Below are 11977 nucleotides of genomic sequence, written 5' to 3'. Positions count from 1 at the left end.
GCTCGACATCTCTATTGCCTGTCAGGCCGCCATCGCGAGCAGGCTCGCTCCCACAGCGGGCTAACGCCCGACAGCCAAACGCTCGTGCCGGGCCCTGAGCCCGGCGATCAGCGACGGGCCCAGGGCAACCAGCGCCGACCCCAGCACCACCAGCACCGCCCCGCCATACCCCAGCAGATTGATCTGCTCGGCATGGACATAATCAGGCCACCACCAAGCCGCCATCGCCACTGCGGCGAACGTCACCAGCGGCGTGATCGCCAGCGTCGCGCTGACACGCGAAGCTTCCCAATGGGCCAAGGCTTCGGCAAACGCGCCATAGGCAATCAGCGTGTTGAGGCAGCATGCGAGCAACAGCCAGCCTTGCAACGGGCTCAATTGCAGCGCCTCCAACGGATGCACCCAGGGCGTGAGCAGCAACGCGCAGAACAGGTAGATCACCATCATCACCTGCAACGAATTCCACACCGTCAACAATTGCTTCTGGCCCAGGGCATAAAACGTCCAGACCGTCGACGCCAACAACACCATCAAGACCCCGGCGGTGTAGTCGCTCAGGGACGTCAGCAACTCGCCCAGGCGCTGGTTGAAGAACAGCGCGAAACCGATCAGCAGCACCAGCAGGCCGATGCCCTGCCCCACACTGAACCGCTCCTTGAACACGAACAGGCTGGCGACCAGCAACATGATCGGCCCCATCTGCACCACCAATTGCGCGGTGCCGGGGCTCAGGCGGTTCAGGCCCATCAGGTAAAACACGTAGTTGCCCACCAGCCCGAGCACCGCCATCGCCACCAGCCAGCCGCCGCGTGGGCCAAGGACCTTGCAACTGGGCAGGCGCCGGGTGGCCGCCAAATAGATGAACAACAAACCGCCGGACACCATCAAGCGAAACCAGGTCACGGTGACCGGGTCCATCACTTGCAGCACTTGCTTGAGCTTGATCGGCAGGATTCCCCAGAGCAGGGCAGTCAGCAGGGCGAGGAACAGACCGTAGACCCAGCGACCGGACGATATGTGCATACAACCCTCGAAGCCCAAGACAAAGGACGTTCATTCTAGGCGTCTATTGCGTCACGACACAGGGACAGTTGGGCAGAGGCCGCCCATGGGATTGTAGGGGTCGTAGCCGTCGATCGGCTGGACAGGCGGGAATCAGGGACAACACATATGCTCATTTTAAACAGACCTCGCTGTACTCTGGAGACCCGACATGCTTGGAAAACGCGCCTTGGATCCTGCCCCTACGACTATTTTTCGCAGTGATCGGATCTGCCGGGTTAACGGCGAGTTTTATTTCAATACACGTGAGGGCACCCAGGAGGGTCCGTTCGCCACCCGCGAGGCGGCAGAAATGGAGATCGAAGCGTATATCCAGCGGATGCAGCAGCTGACTCAGGTTGCCAGCTAAACACTCTCACGGCTGGCGCAGCTCCTTGTGGCGAGGGGATTTACCTGTGGGAGAAACGCCCTGTGGGAGCAAAGCTTGCTCGCGATGCAGACACCTCGGTTTGAGAGACCGCATCAACTTCATCGCGGGCAAGCCTTGCTCCCACAGAGATAAATCCCCTCGCCATAAATAATCCCCTCGTCAGCGCCCGGTTATCTCACCGCCTCAAACAACCCCGTAGCCCCCATCCCGCCGCCCACGCACATGGTCACGATGCCGTAGCGCAGGTTGCGCCGCTGCAGCTCGCGCACCAGATGCCCCACTTGCCGCGAGCCGGTCATGCCGAATGGATGGCCGATGGAGATCGAGCCGCCGTTGACGTTGTACTTTTCGGGATCGATTTCCAGCCGGTTGCGGCTGTACAGACACTGGGAAGCAAACGCCTCGTTGAGTTCCCACAGGTCGATATCGGCGATCTGCAAGCCCTTGGCCTTGAGCAGCTTGGGCACTGAAAACACCGGGCCGATGCCCATCTCGTCCGGCTCGCAACCGGCCACGGTGAAGCCGCGAAAAAACGCCTTGGGCTTGAGCCCCAGCGCTAAGGCTTTTTCCAGGCTCATCACCAAGGTCATCGAGGCCCCGTCGGACAACTGCGACGAGTTACCCGCCGTAACCGAACCGTCTTCGGCGAACACCGGTTTCAGGCCTGCCAGGCTTTCGTAGGTGGTGTCCGGGCGATTGCAATCGTCGCGATCGACCACACCGTCGAGGATCTGCACAGCGCCAGTGTTCTTGTCCTCGACCCGGTACTTGACCGCCATCGGGATGATTTCGTCATCGAACAACCCGGCCGCCTGGGCCTTCGCGGTGCGTTGCTGGCTCTGCAAGGCGTAGCGGTCCTGCTCCTCGCGGCTGACCTGGTAACGACGGGCAACGATCTCGGCCGTCTGGCCCATGGGGAAATAGATCCCGGGCACCTGCTCCTTGAGCAGCGGGTTGATCAGGTTGTCGGTGTTGACGCTTTTCATCGTCAGGCTGATGGATTCCACGCCGCCCGCCACGATGATGTCGCTGCAACCGGAAGCGATCTGGTTGGCGGCGATGGCAATGGCTTGCAGGCCCGAGGAGCAGAAACGGTTGAGGGTCATGCCGGCCGTGCCGATGCCCAATTGCGAGAGCACCGCCACGTTGCGCCCGAGGTTGTAGCCCTGGGCACCTTCATTGGACCCGGCTCCGACGATGCAGTCCTCGACACTGGCCGGGTTGATGTCGTTGCGCGCCAGCAAGGCATCGACACAATGGGCCGCCATGTCGTCTGGACGGGTCATGTTGAACTTGCCGCGAAAGGACTTGGCCAGGCCGGTCCGTACGCTGTCGACGATCACCACTTCACGCATGGCTGTACCTCATTGTTGTAGTCGGTTGAGAGTGAATCGAGCATAAATCCACTGCATAACCGACTGCGACAATCATTCACCCCGCGTATGCGCCCCCATCGCCCTAGCCCTTCTTGTTCTTGCGAGCCTGCTTTGCAGTCCGCTCGAAAGCTGCCTCCAGCGCCTGGTTGAGGGTGCGCAACACCTTGACCCGCGCCCAGCGCTTGTCGTTGGCTTCCACCAATGTCCAAGGGGAAATCTCGGTGCTGGTGCGGTCGACCATGTCGCACACCGCCGCGCGGTAGGCGTCCCACTTGTCGCGGTTGCGCCAGTCATCCTCGGTGATCTTGAAGCGCTTGAACGGAATCTCCTCACGCTCCTGGAAACGCTCCAGCTGGGTTTCCTTGTCGATGGCCAGCCAGAACTTGACCACCACCACGCCGGCATCGGCGATCTGTTCCTCGAAGTCGTTGATTTCACCGTAGGCCCGCAGCCAGTCGGCCTGGCTGCAAAACCCTTCGACCCGCTCCACCAGCACCCGGCCGTACCAGGAGCGGTCGAACATGGTGAACTTGCCCCGCGCGGGAATATGCCGCCAGAACCGCCACATGTAGGGGTGGGCGCGCTCTTCTTCAGTGGGCGCGGCAATCGGCACGATGCTGTATTGGCGCGGGTCCAGGGCCGCCGCAACCCGTCGGATCGCCCCGCCCTTGCCTGCCGCGTCATTGCCTTCGAACACCGCCACCAAGGCATGCTGGCGCATGCGTTTATCCCGCAGCAGGCCGGCGAACCGCGCCTGCTCGGTGATCAGTTGCTCTTCGTAGTCGGCCTTGTCCAGGCAGCGAGTCATGTCCAGGCTGTCGAGCAGCGTGACCTGGCCGTCCAGCGCAGGCAACGGCGCCACGTTGACCTTTTGCGGCTTGATCTTCGACCGGTCCAGGGCCTGTCGCAAGCCGTCGAGCAGGATCCGCCCGACGGTGAGGCTGCGATAACAGCTGTCCATGCCTTCGATGACATGCCACGGCGCGTAATCGCGACTGGTGCGGCGCAGCACACGCTCGCCGTATTTGACGAACTTGTCGTAGGTCTGGGACTGCTGCCAGTCCAGCGGGCTGATGCGCCAGCTGTGCAGCGGGTCATCCTTGAGCCCCTTGAGCCGGGCCTTCATCTGTTTCTTGGAGAGGTGGAACCAGAATTTGAAGATCAGCGCGCCTTCATCGCAAAGCATTTTCTCCAGGCGCTCGGCACCGGCAATCGCCTGGTCGAGCCGCGGGTCCTTGAACTCGCCATGGACCCGGCCCTGCAGCATCTGGCTGTACCAGTTGCCGAAGAAAATCCCCATGCGCCCCTTGGCCGGCAGCATCCGCCAGTAGCGCCATGCCGGAGGCCGCGCCAGTTCCTCGTCGGTCTGTTGGTCGAAGGTGCGCACTTCGATCAGCCGCGGGTCCATCCACTCGTTGAGCAACTTCACCGTCTCGCCCTTGCCCGCGCCTTCGACGCCGTTGATCAACACGATGACCGGAAACCGGCCCTGCTGCTGCAACTCGAATTGCGCCTCCAGCAGCGCTTCACGCAGGGCCGGCACCTCGGCCTCAAAGGTGTCTTTATCGATGACATGACCGATTTCAGCGGATTCAAACATGGGCAGCTCCTTCCAAGGATGGCTCAAGACTAGCGGATTGGACGCGGCCCGGCGTAGTGATCGTTCCAACGCTCCGCGTGGGAATGAAGCCAGGGACGCTCCGCGTCCCAAAAAAGCCGAACGCGGAGCGTCCGTAGAGGCATTCCCACGCGGAGCGTTGGAACGATCGACAAGCAGACGAGGTAATCCAATCGGCTAGAATGGCCGCTCAGTTTTGACCGAGCCAGCCATGACGCCCATCCAGCAACACGCCCAACTCGACTGGGATGATCAGGGTCGCCCGCGTTCGCGGGTGTTCGACGATGTGTATTTTTCCGACCAGTCGGGGCTGGAAGAAACCCGTTATGTATTCCTTGAGCAGAACAACCTGGCCGAGCGTTTCGCGACCCTGGCCGATGATGGGCGGCTGGTGATCGGCGAAACCGGATTTGGCACCGGCTTGAATTTCCTCTGCGCCTGGCAACTGTTCGAACAGTGTGCACCGGCAGGCGCTCGTCTGCATTTTGTCAGTGTCGAGAAGTACCCCTTGAGCCCCGAGGACCTGCGCCGAGCGCTGGCCTTGTGGCCGCAACTGAGCCTTCAGGCGGAGCAATTGCTTGAGCAGTACGTGGCGATCCATCAGGGTTTCCAGCGCCTGGTCTTGGCGGACGGACGGGTGACGCTGACCCTGTTGATCGGCGATGCCCTGGAGCAGTTGCCGCAACTGGACGGGCAGATCGACGCCTGGTTCCTCGACGGTTTTGCGCCGGCCAGGAACCCCGAGATGTGGACCGCCGAGCTGTTCGCCGAACTGGCCCGGCTGGCCGCGCCCGACGCCACCCTCAGCACCTTCACCAGCACCGGTTGGGTCCGGCGCTTGCTGAACGCGGCAGGCTTCAAGATGAAGCGCACGCCGGGCATCGGCCATAAGTGGGAAATCCTGCGCGGTGTGTTTCTTGGCTGGCCGGAGCAGACGCCGGCGCCGTCTGCAGCAAAACCCTGGTACGCCCGCCCCGTGCTGCCAACCGGCGAACGCCGGGCCCTGGTGATCGGTGGCGGCCTGGCCGGTTGTGCCAGTGCCGCGAGTCTCGCCGCGCGTGGCTGGCAGGTGACGCTGCTGGAGCGTCATGCCGGGTTGGCCGAGGAAGCTTCCGGCAACCCCCAGGGCGTGCTGTACCTCAAGCTGTCAGCCCACGGCACCGCGTTATCGCAGATGATCCTCAGCGGCTTCGGCTACACCCGGCGTGTGCTGGAGCAACTGCAACGCGGCATTGACTGGGACGCCTGCGGCGTCTTGCAATTGGCCTTCAACAGCAAGGAAGCCGAGCGTCAGGCGCAACTGGCCGAGGCGTTCCCGAGGGATTTACTGCATACCCTCGATCAGTCCGAGGCCCAGCTTCGGTCCGGCATCGGCCTGGCCTGTGGCGGCCTGTTTTACCCCGAGGGCGGCTGGGTGCATCCGCCGGCGTTGTGTCGCTGGCAAGCCTCGGGCACGACGATTGACGTGCAGCACCATCATGAAGTGTTGTCACTGCGCCGCGTGGACGGCCAATGGCAGGCATGGGACGGCGAACGCTGCCTGGCCAGCGCTCCGGTGGCGATCCTCGCCAGCGCCGCCGAAATCAAACGTTTCGAACCGGCCGCCGACTTGCCGCTCAAGCGCATTCGCGGGCAAATCACCCGACTGCCGCAAACCAGCCGCAGCCAGAGCCTGGCGACCGTGGTGTGCGCCGAAGGCTATGTGGCTCCGCCGCGACTGGGCGAGCACACCCTGGGCGCCAGTTTCGATTTCAACAGCGACGACCTGACGCCCACGGTCGCCGAGCACGCCGGCAACCTGCAGATGCTCGAAGAAATCTCCCAAGACCTGGTGGACCGCCTGAACGCTGGCAGCCTGGACCCGGAACACCTCGAAGGTCGCGCGGCGTTCCGTTGCACCAGCCCGGACTACCTGCCGATTGTCGGACCGTTGGCGGACCGCCAGGCCTTTACCGAGGCCTATGCGGCCCTCGGCAAGGACGCCCGCCAGGTGCCGGACACTGCCTGCCCGTGGCTCGACGGCCTGTACATCAACAGCGGCCACGGCTCCCGCGGCCTGATCACCGCCCCGCTGTCGGGCGAACTGATCGCCGCCTGGCTGGACAACGAACCCCTGCCCCTGCCCCGCAGCGTGGCCGAAGCCTGCCATCCGAACCGGTTCGCGTTGCGGGCATTGATTCGGGGTAAGGCCTAACACCGATTATTGACCCGCCACTAACCCTGTGGGAGCTGAGCTTGCTCGCGATGGCGTTGGATCAGCCTACTTAGATGCCGACTGATCCACCGCCATCGCGAGCAAGCTCAGCTCCCACAGGTTCGCTTATCTTTGAAATCCCGTGGCAGACTAGCCCCCTACCCCGCCGGCTTATAACGCATCGATCTAAAACTCACAGCAATCCCTCCGGTCAGTTTCAGGGTACCCGCCCTTTTGGCGGGTGCGGCTTGACCCCTCCCCAACGGAAAAACCGGTAAGGACTTATGTGCGGATTAGCTGGAGAGTTACGTTTCGATCAACAACCTGCGGACCTTGCGGCCGTAGAGCGAATCACCCATCACCTGGCCCCTCGCGGCCCCGACGCCTGGGGTTTTCATAGCCAGGGGCCGATTGCCCTGGGCCATCGGCGCCTGAAAATCATGGACCTGTCGGACGGCTCGGCCCAGCCGATGATCGACAACCAACTGGGCCTGTCCCTGGCCTTCAACGGCGCGATCTACAACTACCCGGAACTGCGCAGCGAACTCGAAGGCCTGGGCTACAGCTTCTATTCCGGTGGTGACACCGAAGTGCTGCTCAAGGGCTACCACGCCTGGGGCGAAGCGCTGCTGCCCAAGCTCAACGGCATGTTCGCCTTCGCCATCTGGGAGCGCGATGCCAAGCGGCTGTTCATCGCCCGCGACCGCCTCGGCGTCAAGCCGCTGTACCTGTCACGCACCGGCCAGCGGCTGCGTTTCGCCTCGGCGTTGCCGGCGCTGCTCAAGGGCGGCGACATCAACCCGATGCTCGACCCGGTGGCTCTCAACCATTACCTGAATTTCCACGCGGTGGTCCCGGCGCCCCGCACCTTGCTGGCCGGTGTTGAAAAACTGCCGCCCGCCACCTGGATGCGCATCGAAGCCGACGGCAGCACCGAGCAGAAAACCTGGTGGACCCTGCCCTACGGCCCTCGAGCCGACGAACAGCACCTGAACCTGGAAGACTGGATCGATCGCGTGCTCGACAGCACCCGTGAAGCGGTCGCCATTCGCCAACGCGCCGCCGTGGATGTCGGCGTACTGCTTTCCGGTGGCGTGGATTCGAGCATGCTCGTGGGCCTGCTGCGGGAAGTCGGTGTAGAGGACCTGTCGACCTTCTCTATCGGTTTCCAGGATGCTGGCGGCGAGCGCGGTGACGAGTTCCAGTATTCGGACCTGATCGCCAAGCACTACGGCACCCGCCACCACCAACTGCGTATCGACGAAAAAGAGATCATCGAGCAACTGCCGGCAGCGTTCCGTGCCATGAGCGAACCGATGGTCAGCCACGACTGCATCGCCTTCTACCTGCTGTCGCGGGAAGTGGCCAAGCACTGCAAAGTGGTGCAAAGCGGCCAGGGCGCCGACGAGCTGTTCGCCGGTTACCACTGGTACCCGCAGGTCGATGGCGCCAGCGATCCGTACGCGGCCTATCGCGCCGCGTTCTTCGACCGCAGCTACGAAGAATATGCCGCCACCGTGCAGCCCAAATGGCTGACGGCCAACGACGCGGCCGGTGACTTCGTCAAAGAACATTTCGCCCAGCCCGGGGCCGATGCGGCGGTAGACAAGGCCCTGCGCCTGGACAGCACCGTGATGCTGGTGGACGACCCGGTCAAGCGTGTCGACAACATGACCATGGCCTGGGGCCTGGAAGCGCGCACGCCCTTCCTGGACTACCGCCTGGTGGAACTCTCGGCGCGGGTCCCAGCGAAGTTCAAGCTGCCCGATGGCGGCAAGCAGGTGCTCAAGGAAGCCGCCCGGCGGGTGATCCCCGGCGAGGTGATCGACCGCAAGAAAGGCTATTTCCCGGTGCCAGGCCTCAAGCACCTGGAAGGCAACACCCTGGCCTGGGTTCGCGAGCTGCTGCTGGACCCGAGCCAGGACCGCGGCCTGTTCAACCCGGCCATGCTCGACCGCCTGCTGACCGACCCCAACGGCCAGCTCACGCCATTGCGCGGCTCGCGGCTGTGGCAACTGGCGGCGCTGAACCTGTGGCTCAGCGAGCAAGGAATCTGATCGATGAAACCTCACGCAACCGTTCACAACCAACGCCTCTTGCGCGGCCAGGCGCCCTCCTACGAACGCCTGCAGGCACGCCTGGCCGAAGACGGCAGCGAATTGGGCGCCGACCCGATCGCGGTGCATTGCGGCTGGGGCCGACTGTTGATCGGCCATACCTTCCCGGACCCGGCAAGCCTGGCCCAGGAACTGCTCAACGAACAACCCGGCGAACGCGACATTGCCTTGTACGTGGCCGCGCCCCAGCAAGTACTGGGGCTGGAACCGGCACAACTGTTCCTCGATCCGTCCGACACCTTGCGCCTGTGGTTCAGCGACTATCGCCCGTCCACCCGGGTGTTTCGCGGTTTCCGGATTCGCCGGGCCCAGAGCGAGACCGACTGGCAGGCCATCAACCAGCTCTACCAGGCCCGGGGCATGTTGCCCATCGACCCGCTGCGCCTGACCCCGCGCCATGAGGGCGGCCCGGTCTACTGGCTGGCCGAAGATGACGACACCGGTGCGGTGATCGGCAGCGTCATGGGCCTGAATCACCAGAAGGCCTTCAACGACCCGGAAAACGGGTGCAGCCTCTGGTGCCTGGCCGTGGACCCGCAATGTCCGCGGCCCGGTGTTGGCGAAGTGCTGGTGCGTCATCTCATCGAGCATTTCATGAGCCGTGGCTTGAGTTACCTCGACCTGTCGGTGTTACACGACAATCGCCTGGCGAAGAACCTCTACGCCAAACTCGGCTTTCGCAATCTTTCGACCTTCGCCATCAAACGCAAGAACGGCATTAACCAGCCGTTGTTCCTGGGGCCAGGCCCCGAAGCGCAGTTCAATCCTTATGCGCGAATAATTGTCGAAGAAGCTCACCGCCGAGGCATTGACGTGCAGGTGGACGATGCCGAGGCCGGCTTGTTTACCCTGGTCCATGGCAGCCGCCGGGTCCGATGCCGCGAATCCTTGAGCGACCTGACCAGCGCCATCAGCATGACGCTGTGCCAGAACAAAAGCCTGACGCACAAAGTGCTGAAAAACGCCGGCCTGAACCTGCCGGCCCAACAGTTGGCGGGCAATGCCGATGACAACCTGGCGTTTCTCGACGAGCACGAACGGGTGGTGGTCAAGCCGCTGGACGGTGAACAGGGCCAAGGCGTGGCGGTGGATCTGCGCACCATCGAGGAGGTACAGAACGCCATCGAAGCGGCCCGGCAGTTCGATAGCCAGGTCTTGCTGGAAAGTTTCCACGAGGGGCTGGACCTGCGCATCCTGGTGATCGGTTTTGAAGTGGTGGCGGCGGCGATCCGGCGCCCGGCGGAGGTGATCGGCGATGGCCGGCACACCATCGGTGCGTTGATCGAAGCCCAGAGCCGCCGACGGCAAGCGGCCACGGGCGGCGAAAGCAAAATCCCGATGGATGCCGAGACCCTGCGCACGCTCAGCGCGGCGGGGTTCGACTACGACAGCGTGCTACCCGCTGGGGAACACCTGTTCGTACGGCGTACGGCGAACCTGCATACCGGCGGCGTGCTGGAGGATGTCACCGGCATCCTGCATCCGACCCTCGCTGATGCGGCGGTACGCGCCGCACGGGCGCTGGACATCCCCATGGTCGGCCTCGACCTGTTGGTGCCGGCGGCCGAGCAACCCGAGTACGTGTTCATCGAAGCCAACGAACGCGCAGGCCTGGCCAACCACGAACCACAACCCACCGCCGAGCGCTTTGTGGATTTGTTGTTTCCCCATAGCCAGCCGGTGGCTTAGCCCTGCTTCTGTGGCCAGAGATTGCTCGCGCTGGACTCTGTAGGAGCTGGCGAAGCCTGCGATCTTTTGATCTTTCACCTGGGACTCAAGTGTTTGGGGAAAGATCGCAGCCTCGCTTCGCTCGACAGCTCCTACAGAGCCCAGCGGGAGCAATCTCTGGCCACAAGGTTTCCCTATTTCAACTTAATGTTCCGTGAGGAGTTTCCATGATCAGCAAAATTCCCGAACCGGATCTCGAATACCTGCAAAAGGTCCTGCTGGAGATGCTCGCCATTCCCAGCCCTACCGGCTTTACCGACACCATCGTGCGCTACGTCGCCGAGCGGCTCGAAGAGCTGGGTATCGCTTTTGAAATGACCCGCCGTGGCACGATCCGCGCCACGCTCAAGGGGCGCAAGAGCAGCCCCGACCGGGCCGTGTCGGCGCACCTGGATACCATCGGTGCCTCGGTGCGGGCCATCAAGGACAACGGCCGCCTGACCCTGGCGCCGGTGGGTTGCTGGTCCAGCCGTTTTGCCGAAGGCAGCCGGGTCAGCCTGTTCACCGACACCGGCGTGATCCGTGGCAGCGTGCTGCCGTTGATGGCATCCGGGCACGCGTTCAATACCGCCGTGGATGAACTGTCCATCAGTTGGGACCACATCGAGCTGCGCCTGGACGCTTATTGCGCCACCCGCGCCGATTGCGAAACCCTGGGGGTGGGCATCGGCGATTACGTCGCCTTCGATCCCTTGCCGGAATTCACCGAAAGTGGCCATATCAGCGCCCGGCACCTGGACGACAAGGCTGGGGTCGCGGCGTTGCTGGCGGCGCTCAAGGCGATTGTCGACAGCGGTGAAGAACTGCTGATCGATTGTCACCCACTGTTCACCATCACCGAGGAAACCGGCAGCGGTGCGGCCGCCGCACTGCCCTGGGATGTCAGCGAATTCGTCGGCATCGACATCGCGCCCGTCGCCCCTGGCCAACACTCAAGCGAACATGCAGTCAGCGTGGCGATGCAGGACTCCGGAGGCCCTTACGACTATCACCTGTCGCGACACTTGCTGAAACTGGCCAAGGAAAACGACGTACCGGCACGCCGCGACCTGTTCCGCTACTACTTCAGCGATGCCCATTCAGCCATTACCGCCGGCCACGACATTCGCACCGCCCTGCTCGCCTTCGGCTGCGACGCCACCCATGGCTACGAACGCACCCACATCGACAGCCTGGCCGCCCTCAGTCGCCTGCTCGGCGCCTACATCCTCAGCCCGCCGGTGTTCGCCAGCGACGCGCAACCGGCCCAAGGCTCGCTGGACCGCTTCAGTCATCAGATCGAACACGATACCCAGATGGAAAGTGATACTCGGGTGCCATCGGTGGATAGCTTGGTGGGGCAGCGCTCCGATAACTGATCCAGCTCGCGATACCGGCTGACAGCATGACTCCCTCGGAACACACACAATCCAATTGTGGGAGCGGGCTTGCTCGCGAAAGCGTTGGGTCAGTCAGCATAAGTGCTGAATGTACCGCCGCTTTCGCGAGCAAGCCCGCTCCCACAAGGATTTG

General features: G+C 63.1%; 8 protein-coding genes. 5 read left to right on the top strand and 3 right to left on the bottom strand.

Annotation, left to right across the window (positions count from 1 at the left end):
• Positions 1-60: 60 nt before the first annotated feature.
• Entirely contained in the window at positions 61-1023 is a 963-nt protein-coding gene (locus AD662_RS08545) for a DMT family transporter (RefSeq protein ID WP_053186603.1), read from the bottom strand.
• Positions 1024-1213: 190 nt separating this feature from the next.
• Between AD662_RS08545 and AD662_RS08540 the strand changes: the two genes are divergently transcribed.
• On the top strand, positions 1214-1411 hold the full coding sequence (locus AD662_RS08540) for a DUF6316 family protein (RefSeq protein WP_018602915.1): 198 nt from the start codon (positions 1214-1216) through the stop codon (positions 1409-1411).
• 191 nt (positions 1412-1602) lie between these two features.
• Here AD662_RS08540 and AD662_RS08535 read toward each other — a convergent pair whose 3' ends face one another.
• Positions 1603-2787, bottom strand: coding sequence for a thiolase family protein (locus AD662_RS08535; RefSeq protein WP_018602913.1), 1185 nt, complete (start codon positions 2785-2787; stop codon positions 1603-1605).
• Between the two features lie 103 nt (positions 2788-2890).
• A complete protein-coding gene (gene pap, locus AD662_RS08530; RefSeq protein ID WP_018602911.1) occupies positions 2891-4408 on the bottom strand; it encodes a polyphosphate:AMP phosphotransferase in 1518 nt (505 codons plus the stop codon).
• A 229-nt stretch (positions 4409-4637) separates the two neighbouring features.
• Here pap and mnmC point away from each other — a divergent pair, with 229 nt between their 5' ends.
• The 4 genes from mnmC (at position 4638) to AD662_RS08510 (ending at position 11823) form a co-directional block, all read left to right on the top strand.
• Positions 4638-6620 (top strand): bifunctional tRNA (5-methylaminomethyl-2-thiouridine)(34)-methyltransferase MnmC2/FAD-dependent 5-carboxymethylaminomethyl-2-thiouridine(34) oxidoreductase MnmC1, encoded by a 1983-nt coding sequence (mnmC, locus tag AD662_RS08525; protein WP_053186601.1) that lies wholly within the window; start codon positions 4638-4640, stop codon positions 6618-6620.
• Between the two features lie 284 nt (positions 6621-6904).
• Positions 6905-8677: an N-acetylglutaminylglutamine amidotransferase gene (locus AD662_RS08520; protein ID WP_046063010.1), complete on the top strand. Its 1773-nt coding sequence runs from the start codon at positions 6905-6907 to the stop codon at positions 8675-8677.
• Positions 8678-8680: 3 nt separating this feature from the next.
• Positions 8681-10426, top strand: a complete 1746-nt coding sequence (gene ngg / locus AD662_RS08515; RefSeq protein WP_053186590.1) for an N-acetylglutaminylglutamine synthetase — start codon at positions 8681-8683, stop codon at positions 10424-10426.
• A gap of 206 nt (positions 10427-10632) precedes the next feature.
• Positions 10633-11823 carry an osmoprotectant NAGGN system M42 family peptidase gene (locus AD662_RS08510; protein ID WP_053186586.1) on the top strand — a complete coding sequence of 397 codons (1191 nt, stop codon included), beginning with the start codon at positions 10633-10635 and terminating at the stop codon, positions 11821-11823.
• Positions 11824-11977: the final 154 nt, after the last annotated feature.

The sequence above is a fragment of the Pseudomonas kilonensis genome (assembly GCF_001269885.1).
Taxonomy (GTDB): domain Bacteria; phylum Pseudomonadota; class Gammaproteobacteria; order Pseudomonadales; family Pseudomonadaceae; genus Aquipseudomonas; species Aquipseudomonas kilonensis.
The sequence above is the reverse complement of the archived record's forward strand: the minus strand, read 5'-3'. Positions and strand labels throughout refer to the sequence as shown.